23 protein-coding genes are annotated in these 20,871 nt (G+C 72.7%); 13 read left to right on the top strand and 10 right to left on the bottom strand.

The genetic code is table 11. The annotated features are described in order from the left end of the window. Entirely contained in the window at positions 1-501 is a 501-nt protein-coding gene (locus ABIB53_RS15310) for an SRPBCC family protein (RefSeq protein ID WP_201464958.1), read from the bottom strand. A 91-nt stretch (positions 502-592) separates the two neighbouring features. Further along, on the bottom strand, positions 593-2,119 hold the full coding sequence (locus ABIB53_RS15315; protein ID WP_502914657.1) for a SulP family inorganic anion transporter: 1,527 nt from the start codon (positions 2,117-2,119) through the stop codon (positions 593-595). A 149-nt stretch (positions 2,120-2,268) separates the two neighbouring features. Between ABIB53_RS15315 and ABIB53_RS15320 the strand changes: the two genes are divergently transcribed. Beyond that, on the top strand, positions 2,269-2,697 hold the full coding sequence (locus ABIB53_RS15320) for a MerR family transcriptional regulator (protein ID WP_354588800.1): 429 nt from the start codon (positions 2,269-2,271) through the stop codon (positions 2,695-2,697). A gap of 114 nt (positions 2,698-2,811) precedes the next feature. On the opposite strand, the gene nhaA is transcribed toward ABIB53_RS15320, so the two are convergent. Both nhaA and ABIB53_RS15330 read right to left on the bottom strand, forming a co-directional pair. Further along, positions 2,812-4,080, bottom strand: a complete 1,269-nt coding sequence (gene nhaA / locus ABIB53_RS15325) for a Na+/H+ antiporter NhaA (RefSeq protein ID WP_354588801.1) — start codon at positions 4,078-4,080, stop codon at positions 2,812-2,814. Between the two features lie 64 nt (positions 4,081-4,144). Then, positions 4,145-4,300, bottom strand: a complete 156-nt coding sequence (locus ABIB53_RS15330; RefSeq protein ID WP_191564684.1) for a hypothetical protein — start codon at positions 4,298-4,300, stop codon at positions 4,145-4,147. Positions 4,301-4,642: 342 nt separating this feature from the next. Between ABIB53_RS15330 and dnaK the strand changes: the two genes are divergently transcribed. The 6 genes from dnaK (at position 4,643) to ABIB53_RS15360 (ending at position 9,591) form a co-directional block, all read left to right on the top strand. Further along, the gene (gene dnaK / locus ABIB53_RS15335; RefSeq protein ID WP_354588802.1) at positions 4,643-6,535 is read left to right on the top strand and encodes a molecular chaperone DnaK; all 1,893 of its coding nucleotides are present in this window, start codon (positions 4,643-4,645) and stop codon (positions 6,533-6,535) included. Beyond that, a complete protein-coding gene (gene grpE, locus ABIB53_RS15340) occupies positions 6,532-7,182 on the top strand; it encodes a nucleotide exchange factor GrpE (RefSeq protein WP_201464962.1) in 651 nt (216 codons plus the stop codon). The genes dnaK and grpE overlap by 4 nt, the downstream gene beginning before the upstream one ends. A 32-nt stretch (positions 7,183-7,214) precedes the next feature. Continuing rightward, positions 7,215-8,243: a DnaJ C-terminal domain-containing protein gene (locus ABIB53_RS15345; protein WP_354588803.1), complete on the top strand. Its 1,029-nt coding sequence runs from the start codon at positions 7,215-7,217 to the stop codon at positions 8,241-8,243. A gap of 3 nt (positions 8,244-8,246) precedes the next feature. Further along, complete coding sequence (locus ABIB53_RS15350) at positions 8,247-8,693, top strand: heat shock protein transcriptional repressor HspR (protein WP_068271861.1); 447 nt, start codon at positions 8,247-8,249, stop codon at positions 8,691-8,693. Between the two features lie 257 nt (positions 8,694-8,950). Next, the gene (locus ABIB53_RS15355; protein ID WP_123092486.1) at positions 8,951-9,376 is read left to right on the top strand and encodes a hypothetical protein; all 426 of its coding nucleotides are present in this window, start codon (positions 8,951-8,953) and stop codon (positions 9,374-9,376) included. An 11-nt stretch (positions 9,377-9,387) separates the two neighbouring features. Beyond that, positions 9,388-9,591, top strand: a complete 204-nt coding sequence (locus ABIB53_RS15360; RefSeq protein WP_191564049.1) for a helix-turn-helix transcriptional regulator — start codon at positions 9,388-9,390, stop codon at positions 9,589-9,591. Here ABIB53_RS15360 and ABIB53_RS15365 read toward each other — a convergent pair. Both ABIB53_RS15365 and ABIB53_RS15370 read right to left on the bottom strand, forming a co-directional pair. Further along, positions 9,567-10,370: a TspO-related membrane protein gene (locus ABIB53_RS15365; RefSeq protein ID WP_354588804.1), complete on the bottom strand. Its 804-nt coding sequence runs from the start codon at positions 10,368-10,370 to the stop codon at positions 9,567-9,569. The two genes, ABIB53_RS15360 and ABIB53_RS15365, sit on opposite strands and share 25 nt — an antisense overlap. A 28-nt stretch (positions 10,371-10,398) precedes the next feature. Then, entirely contained in the window at positions 10,399-11,232 is an 834-nt protein-coding gene (locus ABIB53_RS15370; protein ID WP_354588805.1) for an SGNH/GDSL hydrolase family protein, read from the bottom strand. 209 nt (positions 11,233-11,441) lie between these two features. Between ABIB53_RS15370 and ABIB53_RS15375 the strand changes: the two genes are divergently transcribed. Next, the gene (locus ABIB53_RS15375; protein WP_236571906.1) at positions 11,442-12,005 is read left to right on the top strand and encodes a TIGR03086 family metal-binding protein; all 564 of its coding nucleotides are present in this window, start codon (positions 11,442-11,444) and stop codon (positions 12,003-12,005) included. 42 nt (positions 12,006-12,047) lie between these two features. Here the strand turns inward: ABIB53_RS15375 and ABIB53_RS15380 are convergent, their stop codons facing one another. Then, positions 12,048-12,509, bottom strand: coding sequence for an SRPBCC family protein (locus ABIB53_RS15380; protein ID WP_068271877.1), 462 nt, complete (start codon positions 12,507-12,509; stop codon positions 12,048-12,050). 65 nt (positions 12,510-12,574) lie between these two features. Between ABIB53_RS15380 and ABIB53_RS15385 the strand changes: the two genes are divergently transcribed. Both ABIB53_RS15385 and ABIB53_RS15390 read left to right on the top strand, forming a co-directional pair. Continuing rightward, the gene (locus ABIB53_RS15385; RefSeq protein ID WP_191563489.1) at positions 12,575-12,847 is read left to right on the top strand and encodes a ribonuclease E inhibitor RraB; all 273 of its coding nucleotides are present in this window, start codon (positions 12,575-12,577) and stop codon (positions 12,845-12,847) included. A gap of 148 nt (positions 12,848-12,995) precedes the next feature. Further along, the gene (locus tag ABIB53_RS15390; RefSeq protein WP_201464979.1) at positions 12,996-14,480 is read left to right on the top strand and encodes an LCP family protein; all 1,485 of its coding nucleotides are present in this window, start codon (positions 12,996-12,998) and stop codon (positions 14,478-14,480) included. A 70-nt stretch (positions 14,481-14,550) separates the two neighbouring features. Here the strand turns inward: ABIB53_RS15390 and ABIB53_RS15395 are convergent, their stop codons facing one another. After that, entirely contained in the window at positions 14,551-15,462 is a 912-nt protein-coding gene (locus ABIB53_RS15395) for a LysR substrate-binding domain-containing protein (protein ID WP_354588806.1), read from the bottom strand. Positions 15,463-15,592: 130 nt separating this feature from the next. Here ABIB53_RS15395 and ABIB53_RS15400 point away from each other — a divergent pair, with 130 nt between their 5' ends. Genes ABIB53_RS15400 through ABIB53_RS15410 form a run of 3 tightly spaced genes read left to right on the top strand, consistent with a single transcriptional unit; the run spans position 15,593 to position 18,480 of the window. Further along, the gene (locus ABIB53_RS15400) at positions 15,593-16,741 is read left to right on the top strand and encodes an acyl-CoA dehydrogenase family protein (protein WP_354588807.1); all 1,149 of its coding nucleotides are present in this window, start codon (positions 15,593-15,595) and stop codon (positions 16,739-16,741) included. Between the two features lie 54 nt (positions 16,742-16,795). Next, entirely contained in the window at positions 16,796-18,022 is a 1,227-nt protein-coding gene (locus ABIB53_RS15405; RefSeq protein ID WP_354588808.1) for an acetyl-CoA C-acetyltransferase, read from the top strand. Then, positions 18,019-18,480, top strand: a complete 462-nt coding sequence (locus tag ABIB53_RS15410) for a MaoC family dehydratase (RefSeq protein WP_354588809.1) — start codon at positions 18,019-18,021, stop codon at positions 18,478-18,480. The genes ABIB53_RS15405 and ABIB53_RS15410 overlap by 4 nt, the downstream gene beginning before the upstream one ends. A 127-nt stretch (positions 18,481-18,607) precedes the next feature. Here ABIB53_RS15410 and ABIB53_RS15415 read toward each other — a convergent pair whose 3' ends face one another. Both ABIB53_RS15415 and ABIB53_RS15420 read right to left on the bottom strand, forming a co-directional pair. Next, positions 18,608-19,696 carry an acyl-CoA dehydrogenase family protein gene (locus tag ABIB53_RS15415; RefSeq protein WP_354588810.1) on the bottom strand — a complete coding sequence of 363 codons (1,089 nt, stop codon included), beginning with the start codon at positions 19,694-19,696 and terminating at the stop codon, positions 18,608-18,610. Positions 19,697-19,699: 3 nt separating this feature from the next. Continuing rightward, positions 19,700-20,869, bottom strand: coding sequence for an acyl-CoA dehydrogenase family protein (locus ABIB53_RS15420; protein WP_354588811.1), 1,170 nt, complete (start codon positions 20,867-20,869; stop codon positions 19,700-19,702). Positions 20,870-20,871 lie beyond the last annotated feature (2 nt).

Consider the following 20,871-nt stretch of genomic DNA (forward strand, 5'->3'; position numbering starts at 1 on the left):
TCAGCGGCTCTCGAGGTCCTCGCGCAGCCGGTCGAGCGTGCGGCGGATGTTGCCCGCCTGGTAGACGTCGAAGGTCCGCCCCCGCGTGACGAGGCGGTCGAAGCGGGCCGCCAGGGCGTCCGGCCACCGGGTGCGGTCGTCCTGCCAGGTCTCGGTGACGCGGGTGCGGCCCGGGGCGACCTGCTCGAAGGTGTACGACCACGTCGCGACCGAGACCGGCACGAGGACCCGGCCGAAGCCGTAGCCGTGCACCCGGAAGGCGAACCGCTCACCGGGGTCGGCGGCGATGACCGTGCACCTCGTCGACCACCGCGCGGGCCCACGACGGTTGTGCCCGACGAAGCTCTCGCCCGTCGTCAGCGGTCCGCGCGCGGGGTCGCCGGTGCCGATGTTCTCCGGGCTCCACCGTCCCATCCGGTCGGGGTCGGCGATCTCGGCGTACACGGTCTGCGGGTCGGCGGCGATCTCGACGCTGCCGGACACGGTCATGGGGCGGGACATGGCTCGACCCTGCCAGAGGCAGCCTCCCCCTCCGCGCTGCGTCGGCGTGGCCTCGGCCTCAGTGCTCGATGACCTCAGCGACCCGTCCCCCTCAGTGCCCGTCGCCGAGCCGCCCGCTCAGCAGCTCGTGCCGCTCCGCCGACGCGGGGTTCAGGCCGACGACGTCGAGCTGCTTGCCCATCCGCTCGTACTTCGCTCGCACGCCGTCGAGCGCGGCGACGCTCGAGGCGTCCCAGATGTGGCTGTCGGTGAGGTCGACGACGACACGCTGCGGGTCGGCCGTGTAGTCGAACTGGTAGACGAGGTCGTTGCTCGAGGCGAAGAAGAGCTCGCCGGTGACCCGGTAGGTCTGCACCTCGCCGGTGCCGGGCACGCGCTCGACCTGGGCGACGTGGGCGACCCGTCGGGCGAAGGCGACCATCGCCGCGAGCACGCCGGTGATGACGCCGTAGGCGAGGTTGTGGGTGGCGACGGTGACGGTGACCGTGAGCAGCATGACGAGGGTCTCGCTGCGAGGCATCCGGCGCAGGGTGGCCGGCGCCACGCTGTGCCAGTCGAAGGTCGCGACGGAGACCATGACCATGACGGCGACGAGCGCGGCCATGGGGATCATGCCGACGAGCGGGCCCGCCCCGACGACGAGCGCGAGGAGGAAGACACCGGCGAGGAAGGTCGAGATGCGCGTGCGGGCCCCGGAGACCTTGACGTTGATCATCGTCTGGCCGATCATCGCGCAGCCGCCCATCCCGCCGAAGAGGCCTGACGCGACGTTGGCGACGCCCTGCCCCCAGGACTCGCGGGTCTTGTCGGAGTGGGTGTCGGTGATGCCGTCGACGAGCTTCGCCGTCATGAGCGACTCGAGCAGCCCGACGAGGGCCATGGCGAAGGCGTAGGGGGCGATGATGCGCAGCGTCTCGAGCGTCAGCGGCACGTCGGGCAGGAGCAGCGCGGGCAGCGAGCTGGGCAGCTGGCCCTGGTCGGAGACGTCGGGCAGCTGCCATCCGGCGGCCGCGACGAGAGCGGTGATGGCGACGATGGCCACGAGCGGGGCCGGCAGCACGGTCGTCACCCTCGGCATGGCGACCATGACGAGCAGACCGAGCGCGACCATCGGGTAGACGAGCCACGGCACGCCGAGGAGGTAGGGCACCTGGGCCAGGAAGATGAGGATGGCCAGCGCGTTGACGAATCCGACCATGACCATCCGCGGGATGAAGCGCATGAGCCGCGCGACGCCGAGCAGGGCGAGCACCACCTGCAGGACCCCGGCGAGGATCACCGTCGCGAGGAGGTAGCTCAGGCCGTGCTCGCGCACGACGGGGGCGACGACGAGCGCCACCGCGCCGGTCGCCGCCGAGATCATCGCGGGCCGCCCACCGACGACGGCGATGGTCACCGCCATGACGAAGCTCGAGAAGAGCCCGACCTGGGGGTCCACCCCGGCGATGATCGAGAAGGAGATGGCCTCGGGGATGAGCGCGAGCGCGACGACGAGACCGCCGAGCACCTCGGTGCGCAGGCGCCGCGGGTCGCGCAGGGCAGCCCGCACGGAGGTCTCGCGGGCACCGGCCTCGGGCGGGCCGGTGACGGGGGCGGCGGTGGTGACGGGCTCGGGCACAGGGGTCCTTCGGGTGGGGCGGCGGGACGGCGACGGTGGCGGCGCGGCCGGAGCGGGGCTCGACGGACGCGACGGTTAAATCTACCGCAACGTGAGAGTTGGTCCGGTCACCCGCCGGGGGGCCGGGTCGGCCCGGTAGCGTGCGCCCCATGGACGGCCAGGGCGAAGGGGTGCGCGGCCGCCACGTGCACATCGGCGAGGTCGCAGAGCTCACCGGTCTCTCGCACCGCACGATCCGGTACTACGAGGAGATGGGTCTCGTCACCCCGTCGGCGCGCACGGACGGCGGCTTCCGCCTCTACGACGACGCCGACATCGCTCGGCTCCTCCTCGTGCGCCCGATGAAGCCGCTCGGCTTCTCCGTCGAGGAGATGCGCGCCCTGCTCGAGGCGCTGGATGTCCTCGCCGACCCTTCGGGGGAGCCCGCCCGCGAGGCGCAGGCGCGCGAGCACGTCGCCGCGGTCTACGCCGACGCCGAGCAGCGCCTGACCGACCTGCGCCGTACGACGGCGCGGGCCGAGGAGCTCACGGCGAGCCTGCGCGAGGCGATGGCGACGCCCCCGCCGCCGCCCGGCTGACCCCTTCGCCCCCTTCGCGGTGCCAACCTCACGACCCGGCTACGGCGCAGTACTGGTCGTGATCGCGACCAGTACTGCGCCGTAGCTCGCGGGGTCGGCGGGGCGAAGGGGGAGTCAGCCCGCCTCGGCCGTGCGGGCCCGGCGGCTGCGGATCGACAGGATCGTCCCGCCGATGACCGCGGCGGTGAAGGAGCCGAGGAGCACGCCGATCTTCACGTGCTCGTCGGCCACGCTCGAGGCGCCGAAGGCGAGCTCGCCCACGAGCAGCGAGACGGTGAAGCCGACACCGGCGACGAATCCCGCGCCGACGAGGTCGCCCCACCGCAGGCTCGGGTCGAGCGCGAAGGACGGCAGCCGGCTGAGGAGCAGGCTCGTGCCGACGATGCCGACGGGCTTGCCGAGGACGAGGCCGACGATGATCCCGAGCGTGATCGGGTCACCGAGCGCGCTGCGCAGGCCCTCGACGCCACCGACCGCCACCCCGGCGGCGAAGAAGGCGAAGACCGGCACGGCGACGAGCGTCGAGAAGACGCCCCACTGGTCGGCGAGGTGGGCGGTGAGGCTGTCGTAGACCGGCTCGCCGTCCTCGGTGCCCGTCTGCACCCGCGCCCGCGCCGACGCGATCGCCGGCACGGTGAAGCCGAGGAGCACGCCGGCCACGGTCGCGTGGATGCCGGATGCGTGGACGAGCGCCCACGTCGCGACGCCGAGCGGCAGCAGCAGCCACCACGTGCGCACCCCGCGCTGGGTGAGGAGCCCGAAGAGCGCGAGGGGGACGAGCGCGAGGAGCAGCCACTGCAGGTGCAGCCCCTGGGTGTAGGCGACGGCGATGATCGTGATGGCGATGAGGTCGTCGACGATCGCGAGCGTCAGGAGGAAGATGCGCAGCGCCGGCGGCAGGAAGCGCCCGACGACCGCGAGGACGGCGACGGCGAAGGCGATGTCGGTCGCCGTGGGGATCGCCCAGCCCTGGAGGGCGCCCTCGGACGAGCGGGCGATCGCGACGTAGATGAGGGCGGGCACGACGACGCCGCCCGCGGCAGCGGCGATGGGCATCGCGGCCCGGCGCGGGTCGCGCAGGCTGCCGGCGACGAGCTCCTCCTTGAGCTCGAGGCCGACGACGAAGAAGAAGATCGCGAGGAGGCCGTCGGCCGCCCACTGGCCGATCGTCAGGTCGAGGTGAAGGGCGGCGGGGCCGACGGTGGTGTCGCGCACCGACTCGTAGAGGTCGACGGCGGGGGTGTTGGCCATGAGCAGCGCGAGCAGGGTCGCGACGAGCAGGAGCGAGCCGCCGAAGGCGTCGCTGCGGGCGCTCGCGCGCACGCCGCGCCACATCTCGTGGGGCATGCGGCGCAGGGGGGTGTCGGTCAGGGGTCCGGGCATCGGGGTGCCTTACGTGGTCAGCGGAGGTGGGCGCGTCTGCGTCCCGCGACAGGGGGCGCGTCGCTCACGCAGGCGGCGGGCAGCCGGCGATCTCGCCGTGCGCGTTGGTGCCCCACTCGCTCGTCCACCCGTTGGTCCCGGGGTGGCGGACCGTGCGCTGCAGCGCACGCATGCGCGTCGCGTCCGCCAGGTGGCGGGGGAGGCGCAGCAGACCGGTCACCCGCCTGATCCTACGGGCGACGGGGTGCCGGCTGCTGTTCGCGCTGCCTCGCGAGACGCCCGGCTCTCCTCTCCCACCCGCCCTCTGCCGCCCCTTCGCCGAGCCTGTCACTGGGTCGACGAAGGATCGTCATGTCGAGATGACGGCCCTTCTTCGAACCGGCAGGGGGCGGGGGAAAGGAGCGGGAATCATCTGCACCGGTCGGTAGTTGAGTCAGACGTACTCAACTTTTCGGCTCCGGATTTGCGCAGGCCCGCAAGGGCTTCGTAGGTTGAGCCGCAGAGACCAACCCCTCCCGAAGGGGGCGCCCGCCCCCTTCGACCCGGACGAAGGAGAACCCCCATGGGACGTGCCGTCGGCATCGACCTCGGTACCACCAACTCGGCCGTCGCGTACCTCGACGCCGGCGAGCCCGAGATCATCGCGAACGCCGAGGGCGGTCGCACCACACCGTCCGTCGTCGCCTTCTCCAAGGGCGGCGAGGTCCTCGTCGGCGAGATCGCCAAGCGTCAGGCCGTGACGAACGCCGACCGCACCATCCGCTCCGTCAAGCGCCACATGGGCACCGAGTGGACGAGCGAGGACGTCGACGGCAAGAAGTACACCGCGCAGGAGATCAGCGCCCGCACGCTGATGAAGCTCAAGCGCGACGCCGAGGCCTACCTCGGCGAGGACGTCACCGACGCGGTCATCACCGTGCCGGCGTACTTCGACGACGCCGAGCGCCAGGCGACGAAGGAGGCCGGCGAGATCGCGGGCCTCAACGTCCTGCGCATCGTCAACGAGCCGACCGCGGCGGCCCTGGCCTACGGCCTCGACAAGGGCAAGGAGGACGAGCTCATCCTCGTCTTCGACCTCGGTGGCGGCACCTTCGACGTCTCCCTGCTCGAGGTGGGCAAGGACGCCGAGGACGGCTTCGCGACCATCCAGGTCCGCGCCACCTCCGGTGACAACCAGCTCGGTGGTGACGACTGGGACGACCGCGTCGTCAAGCACCTCCTGCAGAGCGTCAAGAGCAGCACCGGTGTCGACCTCGCCGGCGACAAGATCGCCATGCAGCGTCTGCGCGACGCCGCGGAGCAGGCGAAGAAGGAGCTCTCCTCGAGCAGCTCCACGTCGATCAACCTCCAGTACCTCTCGATGGGCGAGAACGGCCCGATCCACCTCGACGAGACGCTCACCCGGGCGCAGTTCGAGCAGATGACCAAGGACCTCCTCGACCGCACGAAGACCCCCTTCGAGAACGTCATCAAGGACGCCGGCATCAAGCTCGGCGACATCGACCACGTCGTCCTCGTCGGTGGCTCCACCCGCATGCCCGCCGTCTCCGAGCTCGTCAAGCAGCTCACCGGCGGCAAGGAGCCCAACAAGGGCGTCAACCCCGACGAGGTCGTCGCCGCCGGCGCGGCCCTGCAGGCCGGTGTCCTCAAGGGCGAGCGCAAGGACGTCCTGCTCATCGACGTCACCCCGCTCTCCCTGGGCATCGAGACCAAGGGCGGTCTCTTCACCAAGCTCATCGAGCGCAACACCGCGATCCCGACCAAGCGCAGCGAGGTCTTCTCGACGGCGGAGGACAACCAGCCCTCCGTGCTCATCCAGGTCTTCCAGGGCGAGCGCGAGATCGCGCAGCAGAACAAGCCGCTGGGCACCTTCGAGCTCTCGGGCATCGCCCCGGCGCCCCGCGGCGTGCCGCAGGTCGAGGTGACCTTCGACATCGACGCCAACGGCATCGTCAACGTCTCCGCGAAGGACCGTGGCACCGGCCAGGAGCAGAAGATCACCATCTCGGGCGGCAGCGCGCTGTCCAAGGAGGAGATCGAGCGCATGGTGCAGGAGGCCGAGGCCCACGCCGAGGAGGACAAGCAGCGGCGCGAGGAGACCGAGGCCCGCAACACCGCGGAGAACCTCGTCTACTCGACCGAGAAGTTCCTCTCCGACAGCGGCGACAAGCTGAGCGACGACCAGCGCAAGCCGGTCGACGACGCGCTCGCCGACCTCAAGGACGCCCTCAAGCCGGAGTCGGGCGTGAGCGCTGCCGACCTGTCGAAGAAGGTCGACACCCTCAACGAGGAGTCGCAGAAGATGGGCGCCGCCCTCTACGCGGCCTCCGCCGAGCAGGGCGAGGGTGCCGGCGCCGCCGGTGACCAGCCCGGCGCCGACGCGGGCAGCACCCCGGCCGACGACGACGTCGTCGACGCCGAGGTCGTCGAGGACGAGGACGAGGAGCGCAAGTGAGCGACTCGACGAGCAACCACGAGCCCGAGGACGTCGTCCACGACGCCGACGGCGACGCGGTGAACGTCGAGGCCGTCAACGACGGCGTGCCGGCCCCCGCGCAGGGGGCCGGCACCCCGGCCGCCGACGCGGACGGGACGCCTGCGGCCGAGGCTGCACCGGGGGCGGACGCCGCCCCCGGCGCGGGCTCTGACGCCCACCCCGACACCGCGCTCGCGGCCGAGCGGCTCGGCGACCTGCAGCGCCTGCAGGCCGAGTACGTCAACTACAAGCGCCGCGTCGACCGCGACCGCGCCGACATCCAGATCCGGGCGGCGCACGACGTGCTCGAGACCCTGCTGCCGGTGCTCGACGAGATCCACCTCGCGCGCCAGCACGGCGACCTCGACGAGGGCCCCTTCCGGGCCATCGCCGACAAGCTCGAGCAGGCGCTCGGCCGGTACGGCCTGGTCCAGGTCGGCGCGAAGGGCGAGCCCTTCGACCCGGCGGTCCACGAGGCCCTCATGCACGCCGCGTGGGACTCGAGCGACAGCGAGCTGCCGAGCGACGCGACGACGACCACGGTCGTCACCGTGCTCCAGCCCGGGTACAAGGCCGGCGAGCGCGTGCTGCGCGCGGCGCGCGTCGCCGTCGCCGACCCCGAGTGACCCACCCGCACACCCCCTGAGAGGAGGACGGCATGGCTAGTCAGGACTGGTTCGAGAAGGACTTCTACAACATCCTCGGCGTCTCGCAGGGCGCCGACGACGCGGAGATCAAGAAGGCGTACCGCAAGCTCGCCAAGCAGCACCACCCCGATCGCAACCCCGGGGACGCCGCGGCGGAGCAGCGCTTCAAGGACGTCGGCGAGGCGCACGCCGTCCTCTCCGACCCCGAGCAGCGTCGTGAGTACGACGCCGTGCGCCAGATGGCGCGCGGGGGCGCCCGCTTCACCGCGGGCGGCCCCGGCGGGGCCGGGGGCGCCGGCTTCGAGGACGTCTTCTCCTCGATGTTCGGCGGCGGGGGCGGTGGCGGCTCCCGGGTGCGCTACTCCTCGCAGGGCTTCCCCGGCGGGGGCGGCGGTGAGCCCGACCTCGAGGACATCATGGCGATGTTCGGGCAGGGTGGGGGATCGCCCTTCGGCGGTGGCGGTGGTGGTGCGGGCTTCCGCGCGCCCCGCGGCCCGCAGAAGGGCCCCGACCTCACCGCCCGCACGACCCTGTCCTTCCGCGACGCGGTCGAGGGGTCGACGGTGCAGCTGAGCGCCGACGGCGAGCGGATCACCGCGAAGATCCCCGCGGGCGTCAAGGACGGCCAGCGGATCCGGCTGCGCGGCAAGGGCGGTCAGAGCCGCACCGGCGGCGAGCGCGGAGACCTCATGCTCACCGTCGCGGTCGAGCCGCACCCGGTCTTCGGCCGGGACGGCGACAACCTGACGATCGAGCTGCCGGTGACCTTCGCCGAGGCCACGCTCGGCGCGACGGTGAGCGTCCCGACGCTCGACGGCCGCCCGGTCAAGGTCAAGGTCGCCCCGGGCACCCCGAGCGGGCGCGTCCTGCGGGTCAAGGGCCGCGGCGTGCCGACGAAGGGGGGATCCGGTGACCTCCTCGTGCGCGTCGAGGTCGTCGTCCCGACCGACCTCACGGATGAGCAGCGCGCGGCGGTCGAGGCCCTCGCGCAGGACGCCGACTCCCTGCGTGCCGACCTGCTCGCGAGGGCGGGGGACTGACCCGTGGCCCGCTCCGCCTTCAGCCCCGATGACGAGACCCCGGTCTTCGTCATCTCGGTCGCGGCCGAGCTCGCGGGCATGCACGCCCAGACCCTGCGGCAGTACGACCGCATCGGTCTCGTCACCCCCTCGCGCACGCGCGGCGGCGGTCGCCGGTACTCGGCGGCCGACGTCGCGCGTCTGCGCGAGGTCCAGCGGCTCTCGCAGGACGAGGGCGTCTCGCTGAGCGCGATCCAGCGCATCTTCGAGCTCGAGCACCAGGTCGACGCGCTGCGCGCCCGCGTCGGCGAGCTCACCGAGGAGCTCGAGTCGGCCCGCGTCGCGCTGGGCCAGGGCTCCCGCTTCTTCGCCGTGGGCTCCAGCGGTGACATCGTCGCGCTGCGCCACGGCCAGCGACCCCGACCGCGCACGGCCTCGCAGGCGCTCGTCCTGTGGGACCCGCGCCGCTGACGCGCCCCCGCCCCACCCCTTCGCCCACCCCCCTTCACCAACCCCTTCTGCCCCCCTTCGCCCACCCCTTCTGCGCCGAGCCCCGCTCGTCGTCCGTGACACCCGCTCCTCGCGGGACCGCGACGAGCGGGGCTCACGGACCAGGAGCGGGTTTCGGCGAGGCGTGTCAAGGACACTTGACAACGACTGGTCTCCCCTCTGTAAAGTCTGCTTGACACCGCACCGGAGGGACCGGCCGCGGGCGAAGGGGGACCGCCATGACCCGCACGACCACCACCGCGCCGACCTCGGCCTACCTCCGCGCCGGGCTGCTCGCCGCGGGCATCACCGCCGCCGCGGGCATCGGGGCCGGCCTCGTGCGGGGCGAGGACTTCTGGCTCGCCGCAGGGGTCTTCGGGGCCGCCGCGCTCGGCCCGGCCCTCGCCCTCGGCTGGCTGCTCTTCGTCAGCGACCACACGGTGCCCCAGGACGCGCACGCCGAGGACAGCGTCGAGCGGCGCTGGGCCGAGCAGGCCGGGGCCGGCGCCTTCCTCGACGTCGTCATCGCCTCGGGCGTCACGCTCACCCTGCTCTCCGTGCTCGACGTCGGCATCTCCGCGACCGGCGTCCTCACCCTCCTCGTGGTGCTCGCCCTCGCCGACTCCGCTGTGCGCTACGCGGTCGTCTCGCGCCGCGGCGCCTGAGGGGGCATCGGATGGACAACGACCTCGCGGCCCGGCGCGCCGAGCGCGGCTGGTCGCAGGCGCGCCTGGCCGAGGAGCTCGGCGTCTCGCGTCAGACGGTGATCTCCATCGAGCGCGGGCGCTTCGACCCGAGCCTGCCGCTGGCCTTCCGGGTGGCCCGGACCTTCGGCTGTCGGGTGGAGGACGTCTTCTACCCCGACACCGCCGAGGACTGAGCGACGCGCCCGCGGGCTGCGACGTAGACGCCGACGACCGCGAGGGCCGCCACGACGGCGGCGAGACCGACGACCTGCGAGCTCGGCTCGTCGCCGAGCCGCCCGGCCGCGATCCACGCCAGGCCCCAGGTGATGGCGGCGGTGATGCCGAGGCGAGGTCCGACCCGCCGGGCGAGCACGGCGGCCACCCCGACGACGACGACGATGACGGCGACCGCGACGACCTCGCCGACGCCCTGGCTCGTCTCGACGCCGTAGCCCACGAGCGCCGCGGCGACGTTGGCGCAGGTCGCGACGCACACCCAGCCGAGGTAGAGCCCGAAGGTGCCGTCGACGAGCAGCGCCTCCGCGGCACCGACCGCGGGCCGGTCGTGCAGCCGCGCGACGAGCATGCCGAGCACGAGGAGCAGAGCGACGATGACGACGACGCTCAGCCACAGCAGGCCCCACTGGGTGACGAAGATCCACGCCGCGTTGAGGAGCATCGACGCGGCCGCGAGGTAGCCCGTGCGCCGGTGCCGGGGGTCGGTCGCCGTGCTCGGGAAGAGCTGGTAGATCGCGTACGCCGTGAGCAGCGCGTAGATCAGCGACCAGATCGAGAAGGCGGTGCCCGCGGGCGCGAGGAGGGTGGCGTCGGCGGACAGCGCACCGCTGCTCGACTCCGAGACCTCGGTGCCGATGACACCGACCCCGGTGAGCACACCGAGGACGCCGACGAGGTGGCTGACGACGACGACGACCTGACGGGTGCGGTCCGCGCGGGTGGGCTGCTCGCTCATCCTTCGACGATAGGAGCCGGGCCGCCTCTCACCGGCCTCGGGCGCCCGCGCTGTCCAGGGTGGCTGCCTCGAGCGCCCGCGCCGCGGCGAGCCTCTTCATCCCCTCCGCGGGGCGGATCGGCTCGGGCCACCGCGCGGCGATGCGGTCGCCCTCGTACTCGCGGCGCAGTCGCCGCCGCACGAGCGGCACGACCTCCTGGCGCACGAAGGCCGCCTCCTGGCGGGCCACGTGCCGCCAGCCGCGGGGCTCGTGCGGGACGAGGTCGCCGATCTTCAACGTGTGGGGCACGCCCATCGTCTCGGCGACGAGCGCCGCCATCCGCTTGTGGCCCTGCCGGGACATGTGGATCCGGTCCGGCGCCCACAGCGCCGGGTGGTCGAAGTCGCGGACGCGGGCGTGGTCGACGAGCAGCGTCCCGTGCCGGTCGGCGAGCTCGCGCACCCCGTCGTTGAAGAGGTGGACCCGGCGCACGAGCGGGTCGAGCAGCCGGGTCGTGCGCACGTCGTACGCGGTGAAGAGGACGACCTGCGCACCGGAGCCGACGAGCCGGTCCAGGGCCGCCTCGTAGCGCCCCAGCAGCGAGGTGAGGTCGGCCCGCAGCGAGAGCAGGTCGTTGCCCCCGGCGTAGAAGGTGACGTGGGTGGGCCCGAGGGCGAGCGCCGCGTCGAGCTGGTCGGCGACCACCTGGTCGAGGAACTTGCTGCGGATCGCGAGGTTCGCGTAGCGCCACGTCGGGTCGGCGCGGCCCAGCTGGCGGGCCAGCCGGTCGGCCCAGCCGCGCACGGAGTTCGGGTAGTGCAGGTGGGGGTCGCCGATGCCCTCGGTGAAGGAGTCGCCCACGGCGACGAGCAGGCCAGTCATCTCGCGCCCCATGCCACCCGCCCGGGCGGCCGGGTCGCAAGCCACGCGCGGGGTGGCGACGAAGGGTTGTCCGAGCCGTCATCGGGGGTCGCCGGGCGGCCGTCGTGCGTTCACCTCTCGACGGGTGACCGCCCGAAGAGGGAGCGAAGGGGGAGCGAGGGGGGAGCGAAGGGGTGGTCGTCGTCGGTGGTCGCTGCCAGGGTGGGGCCATGCCGATGCCCCAGGACCCCGCCTCTCGCTACGACCGCCGCAACACCCCGCTCGTGCGGGTCGTCGACGCCGTGCCCGACGACGCGTGGGACGCGCCCTCCCCATGCGAGGGGTGGAGCGCGGCCGACGTGCTCCAGCACCTCGTCGACACGCAGCGCACCTTCTTGCTGACGAACGGCGCGAGCCTGCCCGACCCGGCGCCGGTCGTCGCGCAGGGCCCGGCACTCGCCTGGCGGACGCACTCCGAGGCGGTGGCCCGCGCCCTCGCCGACCCGCGGGTGGGCGAGGCGCCGTACGAGACCCCCTTCGGCGTCTCGACCGTCGGCCAGGTCCTCGACGACTTCTACGGCTTCGACATGGTCGTCCACCGGTGGGACGTCGCCCGCGCCACCGGGGGCGACACCTCGATCCCGGACGCCGAGCTGGACGTGCTCGACGCCGCGGCCGACGGCTGGGGCGAGCGCCTCTACGGCGACGGCATCTGCTCGGGCCCGCTCGAGGTTGGCGCCGACGAGCCGCGCCCGGTGCGGGTCCTCGCACGCTTCGGCCGGGACGCCCGGTAGGGGCGCCCCGGCCGAGGTGGGGGGTGGCGGGTCAGGGGGAGGTCAGGAGGAGACGGCCGCCGCGAGGTTGCCGAGGCTGTCCTCGAGCTGGCCCTTGCTGACGAGCGGGAAGCTCACCTGCTGCAGCAGCTCCTTGTCGGTGACCTTGCTCCAGTCGTAGGTGAGGCTGACGAGCGTGCTGTCGGGGCCCTGCGCGTCAAGCTCCCAGAGCCACTCCCAGCCCTTGGGGTCGGTGCCGGCGGGGGCGGTCTGCCAGCCGACCATCGTGTTCTCGGCGTAGGCGGTCACGTGGTTGTCGGTCTGGTACTCGCCGCCCATGTGGTCGCCCTCCATGTTCATCGTGAAGACGTCGCCGACGCCCTGGATGCGGTTGGACCTCTCGTCCGAGCGCACGAAGCCGGAGCCGTCGAGCTCGGTGTGGCGCTTGGGGTTGGTGAGCACCTCGAAGAGGTCCTTCGCGGACGCGTCGACGGTGCGCTGGACGGTGATCTTCTGATCGCTCATCTGACGAGCGTGCCCAGGCGCGCCGGTCATGTCCACACCCTGTCGAGGGTGCGAGCATGGCGGTCATGAGCGAGCACCTCATCGTCCTGCCCGACCGCGACGACGCCGAGCGCGTCGCCGACGACCTGCGCGAGGAGGGGCTCGGCGAGGTCCGGGTCGTGCGCGAGGCGCTCGCGGGGGAGGACGACGGCGAGGACCACGAGTGGGCCATCTACGTGCGCGTCGAGACCGTCACCGACGAGGCGAGCGCCGTCGGCCAGGGGCTGAAGGAGCGCTTCAGCGCTCTCGCCGAGGAGCATGACGGCTGGTACGACGACCGCGCGGGCGGGCCGGCCTGACCCTCGCCCGGCCGCACGACGTGCGGGACCCGGCACGGCGCGGTGCGCATCTCCCTTCGCATCCAGCCGACCTCCAGCCCGGTGTGCCAGGATCAGGCGGCTGACCGTGCCCGGCAGCCAGCTCCCGAACGACCCCAGGACTGCCCGTATGAGCGAGATCGGCCGACACCGGCGCGACAAGCCTGCGACCCCGATGCTCTCCGAGCGCGCGCGGTCACGGCTGAGCCGCCGCTTCTACGTGCTCACCGCCGCGAGCACCGTCGTGCCCGGGCTCGGGCTCATCCCCAGTCGTCGGCGCACCGGGCAGGTCATGGTCGCCGCCTTCGTCGTCGCGCTCGTCGCGGGTGTCGCCTACCTGCTGTCGAAGGGGGTGACGACCTCGGTCCTCGAGGTCGGGGTGAGCCGCCGGGCGCTCGCCGTGCTCATCCCCGTGCTCGTCGTCGGCGCGCTCGTCTGGCTCTTCGGCATCGTCGCCACCGCCCGCGACAACATGCCCGCAGAGGTGTCGGGCCGGCCCCGCGTCGCGATGCTGCTCTTCGCGTCCTTCGCCGCCCTGCTCGTCATCGCCCCCGCGGCCCAGGCCGCGCGCTACGCGCTCATCCAGCGCTCGGTCATCGGCGAGGTCTTCTCCTCGATCCGGCCCGAGGGCGCGGCCGCACCGGTCGACGCGGAGGACCCGTGGGAGGGCACCGACCGGGTCAACATCCTGCTCGTCGGCTCCGACGCCGGGCCCGACCGGACCGGCGTGCGTCCCGACTCGACGATGGTCGCGAGCATCGACACGACGACCGGCAAGACCGTGCTCTTCGGCATCCCGCGCAACCTGCAGAACATCCCGCTCTCGCCCGACAGCCCGCTGCGCGCGCAGTACCCGGACGGCTACAGCTGTGGCGACCAGTGCCTCTTCGAGTACGTGTGGACGCTCGGCGAGGACAACGCGGCGCTCTTCCCCGGTGACCCCAGCCCCGGTCTGACCGTCACCAAGGACGCGGTGAGCCAGATCCTCGGGCTCGACATCGACTACACGACGATCATCGACCTCAAGGGCTTCACCGAGCTCGTCGACGCCATGGGCGGGGTGCAGATCGACGTCAAGGAGCGGGTCTGCATCGGGTGCAAGGTCGAGGGCGGCGTCGTCGTCGGCACGACCGGCTACATCGAGCCCGGCGTCCAGCGGCTCGACGGCTACCGGGCGCTGTGGTACTCGCGCTCGCGCGCCGACAGCCGGGACGGCGACTTCAGCCGGATGCGGCGGCAGCGCTGCATGGTGGGCGCGCTCATCAACCAGGTGAACCCCGTGAGCATGCTGCGGCGCTACCCCGAGCTCGCCGCGGTGCTCAAGAAGAACGTCGCGGTCGACATCCCCCAGGACGACCTGTCGGCCTGGGCGGTCCTCGTCGAGCGGATCCAGGACGGCGGCTCGATCAAGTCGCTGCCCCTGACGAACAAGGTCATCGACGTGACCAACCCGGACTACGGCGTCATCCACACGAAGGTGCGTGACGCGATCGACCCGCCGCGTCGCAGCGCGACGAAGAAGCCCACCTCGAGCGCGAGCCCCAGCGCGACGCCGAGCGGCAGCTCGACGACCGAGCCCACCGACGAGCTGGCGGACATCACCGCCACCTGCTGACGACCTGGGTCGGGACCGGCGAAGGGGGACGAGGTGCGGCCTCGTCCCCCTTCGCGCGTCTGCGACCGGCTCAGCCCCCGGCCCCCGGTGGTGTCGGCAGGGCGTCCTCGCCGAGCGCGAGCACCCGACGCAGCACCGGGCTGGCGTCGTCCGCGCGCCACACGAGGCGGGCGTGCACCTGCTCCGCGCTGCCGTCCAGCGCGATGACGACGAGACCGTCCGGGCCGGGACTGCCGCCGAAGGCGGTGTCGACGGTGAGCGTGACGCCGACCCCCGCCGCGACGAGCGCGAAGATCGTCCACGAGTCGGGCGCGTGCTGGGCGATCCTGGGCAAGAAGCCCGCCTCCTGGGCCGCGCGCAGCGTGAGCTCGCGCAGGCTCGACCCACTGGTGGGCTGGAGCATGACCCACGACTCGTCGGCGAGGTCGGCCATTGTCACGGTGTCGCGGCCGGCGAGGGGGTGGTCCTCGGGCAGGGCGACGACGAGGCGGTTGACCGCGACGACGCGAGAGTCGAGACCGACGGGGACGCTCGGGTACATGACGATCGCGAGGTCGAGCGAGCCCTCCTGGATCCGCTCGATCGCGCCGCTGCCGTACGTGGTGCTCGTGAGGGTCAGCTCGACCCCGGGCAGGTCACGTCGGACACGGCGGGCCAGGTGGCTGATCGGGCGATGCGAGGACGGGCCGGCGAAGCCGACCCGGACCTCGCCGATCTCGCCGCGACCGGCATGTGCGACGGTGCGCTCGGCCGTCGCGAAGGAGCGCACGATCTCGCGGGCCGGGTCGACGAGCGCCGCGCCCTGCGCTGTCAGCCGCACCGAGCGGGTCGTCCGCTCGAAGAGGGGAGCCCCGAGCTGACGCTCCAGCTGCTGGATGGTGCGGCTCAGCGGCGGCTGCGCCATGTGCAGCCTCGCGGCCGCTCGCCCGAAGTGCAGCTCCTCCGCGACCGCGAGGAAGGCGGTGACGTGGTGCAGGTCCATGGTGCTCCTCCGAGCGGCATCGGCGGGACCGACTGTTGCTCCTGGAATATCAGTGTCATACCCACTATGCCCTTGATCGACATAATCCTCGTGGGCAGTCTGGCGCCACCGACGAAGGAGTCCGATCGACGTGGAGAGCACCGAGTTCGACGAGGTCCTGGCGACCGTGGCAGCGCTCGTGGAGGAGGTGGTCGTGCCCGCCGAGGACGAGATCGAGAGCACCGACGCGATCCCGGAGCGTGTCCGCCGCGCCGCGGCCGACATGGGTCTCTTCGGGTACGCCCTGCCCGAGGAGTACGGCGGGCTGGGGCTGACGATGAGCGAAGAGGTGCGCCTGGCGATGGTCGTCGGGCGCACGACCCCTGCCTTCCGCTCGATGTTCGGCACGAACAACGGCATCGCCGGTCAGGTGCTCGTCAACTTCGGCACCGACGAGCAGAAGCAGACTTACCTGCCGGGCCTGGCGGCGGGTGAGCTCGTCGCGTCCTTCGCGCTCACCGAGCCCGACGCCGGCTCGGACCCCTCCGGGCTGCGCACGAAGGCGGTGCGCGACGGTGACGACTACGTCATCACCGGGCAGAAGCGGTACATCACCAACGCGCCGCAGGCCGATCTCCTCATGGTCTTCGCCCGCACCGGCGACGTCTCCGAGGGCACGAAGGGGATCTCGGTCTTCGTCGTCGACACCTCGCTCGAGGGCGTGACGGTCGGCCCGAAGGACGCGAAGATGGGCCAGCGCGGCGCGCACACCGCCGAGGTCTCCCTCGAGGGGGTGCGGGTCGGGGCCGAGTGCCTCGTCGGGGTCCAGGGCGAGGGCTTCGTCGCCGCGATGCGCTCGCTGGCGAAGGGCCGCCTCCACATCGGCGCGACCTGCGTCGGTCTCGCCGAGCGGCTCACCGACGAGGCCCTCCGGCACTCCCTCGACCAGACCCAGGGGGGCACCCGCATCGCCGACTTCCAGCTCGTGCAGGGGATGCTCGCGGACTGCCGCACCGAGGCGATGGCCGGCCGGGCGCTCGTCATCGAGGCGGCCCGCGCCTACGACGACGGCAGCGACCGGCGCCTCGGCCCGTCCGCGGCGAAGCTCTACTGCAGCGAGATGGTCGACCGGGTCGCCGACCGGGCGGTCCAGGTCCACGGGGGCATGGGCTACATGCAGGACTCGAAGGTGTCGCGCTTCTACCGCGACGCCCGTCTCTTCCGCCTCTACGAGGGCACGAGCGAGATCCAGCGCACGATCATCGCCAAGCAGATGATCCGCGGGGCGTCGACCCGATGAGCGTCACCGCCCCCTTCGTCAGCCGGACCGTCCCACCAGCTCGGGAGATCTCTCATGCGTGACCCCCAGGACGTCGTCGTCTGCGCCCCGTACCGCACCGCGGTCGGTGCGTTCGGCGGCTCGATGCGGCCGTTGCTGCCCGCCCAGATCGGCACCCAGCTGATGACCGGTCTGATCGAGCGCACGGGCATCGACCCGGCCGTGGTCGAGGACGTGATCCTCGGCCACTGCTACGCCAACGGCGAGGCCCCGGCCATCGGCCGGGTCGTCGCGCTGGATGCCGGTCTGCCGGTCACGACGACCGGCATGCAGCTCGACCGGCGCTGCGGCTCGGGTCTGCAGGCGATCATCCAGGGCGTGATGCAGGTCCTGACCGGCGCCAACGACTGCGTCGTGGCCGGTGGGGTGGAGTCGATGAGCAACGCGCCCTTCTACTCCATGGACATGCGCTGGGGCGCGAAGGGGACCGGCGTGCGCGTGCACGACATGATGAGCCGCGGCCGCGAGACCGCGGGCGGGGTGAACTACCCGGTGCCGGGCGGGATGATCGAGACGGCGGAGAACGTGCGCCGCGAGTACTCCATCAGCCGCGAGGAGCAGGACGCGCTGGCGGTGCAGTCCCACCAGCGCGCCGCGGCGGCGCAGCGCGAGGGGCTGCTCGCGCAGGAGATCGTGCCGGTGCGCGTGCCGCAGCGCCGGGGCGAGGACCTCGTCGTCGAGGTCGACGAGCACATCCGCCCCGAGACCTCGATGGAGTCCCTGGCGCGGCTGCGCCCGATCCTGGGCGCGGGTGATCCCGAGGCGACCGTGACCGCGGGCAACGCCTCGGGGCAGAACGACGCGGCCGCCTTCGTCGTGATCGCTGACCGTGCGACCGCGGCCGCGCAGGGCCTGGCCCCGCTGATGAGCCTGCGGTCGTGGGCCGTGGCGGGCACACCACCGAAGACGATGGGCATCGGCCCGGTCCCGGCGACGGCGAAGGCGCTGGACGTCGCCGGTCTGTCCCTGGCCGACATCGACGTCATCGAGCTCAACGAGGCCTTCGCCGCGCAGGCCCTGGCGGTGATGCGCGAGTGGGGCTTCACCGAGGCCGACCACGAGCGCACCAACGTCCACGGCTCGGGCATCTCCCTGGGTCACCCCGTCGGGGCCACCGGCGGCCGGATGACCGGCGCGCTGGCCCGCGAGCTGCACCGCCGCGACGGCCGGTACGGCCTGGCCACGATGTGCATCGGCGGCGGACAGGGCCTGGCCGCGATCTTCGAGAGGGCAGACGCATGAGCACCCCGCGCACCATCGCCACCATCGAGGACCTGCGGGCGCTCGTCGGGCACGAGCTCGGCAGCACCGAGTGGGTCGAGATCACCCAGGAGCGGGTCGACCTCTTCGCCAACGCCACCGGCGACCACCAGTGGATCCACGTCGACGTCGAGCGCGCCGCGGCCGGCCCCTTCGGCGGCACGATCGCGCACGGCTTCCTCACCCTGTCGCTGCTGCCCTCCTTCGGTGCCGAGCTCTTCGCGCTCGAGCTCGGCAGCGCCCGGCTCAACTACGGCCTGGAGGGCGTGCGCTTCACCAACCCCGTGCGGGTCGGCTCGCGGATCCGGGGGACCGCGACCTTCGAGGAGGTCAACGACCTGCCGAAGGGGACCCAGGTCGTCACCCGCTACGTCGTCGAGATCGAGGGTGTCGAGCGACCGGCCTGCGTCGCGCGGCAGATCACCCTCGTCACCGGCTGAAAGGGCCCCACCCTCCGGGGACGACGGAGGGGGACGAAGCCTGGCCTCGTCCCCCTTCGCACGTCCGCTGCGGGCTACCACGCAGTACTGGTCGCGATCGCGACCAGTACTGCGTGGTAGCGCGGGTCTAGCCGAGGACGTCGACCGAGCGGTGCTCGGCGACCCGGCTGCCCAGGGTCGCGAGGTGGCTGCGGGTGCTGCCCCACGTGCGCGAGATCATCGTCAGCCGCGCGCTGAGGTGGCCCACCGGGTACTCCGCGGTGACGCCGATGCCGCCGTGCAGCTGGATGGCCTCCTGGCCGATGAGCCGGGCGGCCTTGTCGACGACGACCCGGGCCCGCAGGACCGCGTCGACGTCGACCGGCGACTCCTCCGCCGACATCGCGGCGAAGAGGGTCGCGCTGCGCGCCAGCTCGAGCTGGGCGTACATGTCCGCGGCGCGGTGGGTGAGCGCCTGGAAGGCGGCGAGCGGGACGCCGAACTGCTTGCGCGTGCGCAGGTAGTCGGTCGTCATCCGCAGCGCCTCCTCCATCGCGCCCAGCGCCTCGGCGCACAGCAGCGCGCCGGCGACGGCGAGCGCGTCGCGCAGCGCCTCCTCGGCGGCCTCGCCCTCGGCGAGGAGGGTGACCGACGCGCCGTCGAGGTCGAGCCGCTCGGCGGTGGCGCCCGGGTCGGTGAGGAGGAAGACGCCGGTGCCGCTCGCGGTGCGGGCGGTGAGGACGACGTGGGTGGCGGCCGGGGCGTAGCGCACCGGCGCCTTGACGCCGGTGACCTGCCAGCCGTCGACGCCCTCCTCGGCCCGCACGTCGTGCGGTGTCGGGTCGAAGGTGCGCATCGGCTCGTCGAGCGCCGGCACGAGCAGGGCCTCGCCCTCGCTCACCGCGCCGAGGACCTGCTGGCGCAGCTCGGCCGGCGCGAGGCGGGCGACGAGGGTGCCGGCGAGGACGGTCTCGGCCAGCGGGGCCTGGATGCGGCCCCGGCCGAGCTCGGTCGCGGCCGCCGCGAGATCGGTGATCCCGGCACCGACGCCACCGTCCTCCTCGGACCACGGCATGGCCGGGATGCCGAGCTCGACGAGCGCCTGCCACAGCGCGCTGTCATGGGCGGGGGGCTGGGCGGAGGAGCCGGACTCGGCGGCGGGAGAGCCGTGGCGCGAGAGCACGCCCCGGGTCGCGTCGGCAAGGGCGCGCTGCTCGTCGGTCGTCGTGAAGTCCATGTGTCAGCCCTTCAGCTTCAGGATCGTGGCCGCGATGATGCCCCGCTGGACCTCGCTCGAGCCGCCGTAGATGGTCGCCTTGCGGAAGTTGAGGTACTCCGGGACCGAGCCGGTCGCCCAGTCGGGCAGCTCGTCGTCGTCCCAGACGTGGGCCATCGGGCCGGCGACGTCGATCGCCAGCTCGAGGACCTCCTGCTGCAGCTCCGAGCCGCGCAGCTTGAGGATCGACGAGGCCGGGTCGGGCCGGCCGTCCTTGCTGCCGCCGCTGACGCGCACGACGGTGAGCTCGAGGGCCATGAGCTCGGCCTCGAGCTCGGCGAAGCGGGCGGCGATCGCGGGGTCGTCGAGCAGGCTGCCCTCGCCCTCGCGGACCTGCGCGGCGTGCTCCTTGACCTCGGAGAGCCAGCGCTTGATGAGCCCGACGTTCGCCACGCCGACGCGCTCGTTGCCGAGGAGGAACTTCGCGTAGTCCCAGCCCTTGTTCTCCTCGCCGACGAGCTGGTCGGCGGGCACACGGACGTCCTCGAAGAAGACCTCGTTGACCTCGACACCGCCGTCGAGCAGACGGATCGGGCGCACGGTGATGCCCGGGGTCTGCATGTCGATGAGCAGGAAGGAGATGCCCTGCTGCTTCTTCGCGGTCGGGTCGGTGCGCACCAGCGCGAAGATCCAGTCGGCGTGCTGGCCGAGCGTGGTCCAGATCTTCTGCCCGTTGACGATGTACTCGTCGCCCTCGCGCACAGCGGTCGTGCGCAGCGAGGCGAGGTCGGAGCCGGCGTCGGGCTCGGAGAAGCCCTGGCACCACCAGATCTCGCAGCTCGCGGTCTTGGGCAGGAAGCGCTCCTTCTGCTCCTGCGAGCCGAAGGTCGCGATGACCGGGCCGACCATCGAGGTGTTGAAGGCCAGCGGCGGCGCGACGGAGGCGCGCTGCAGCTCGCTGTCCCAGATGAACTTCTGCAGGCTCGTCCAGTCCTGGCCGCCCCACTCGCTCGGCCAGCCCGGGGCGGCGAGCCCGGCATCGGCCAGCGCGGCCTGGCTGCGGCGCAGGTCCGCGGGGTCGAAGTCGTCGGATCGGGCGAGCAGACCGCGCAGCTCCTGGGGGAACTCCGTGGTGAAGTACTCGCGCATCCGCTGCTGGTGGGCGGCGTCCTCAGGACTCAGGCGTCGGTGCATGT

It is taken from the genome of Janibacter sp. UYMM211, assembly GCF_040547045.1.
GTDB lineage: Bacteria > Actinomycetota > Actinomycetes > Actinomycetales > Dermatophilaceae > Marihabitans > Marihabitans melonis.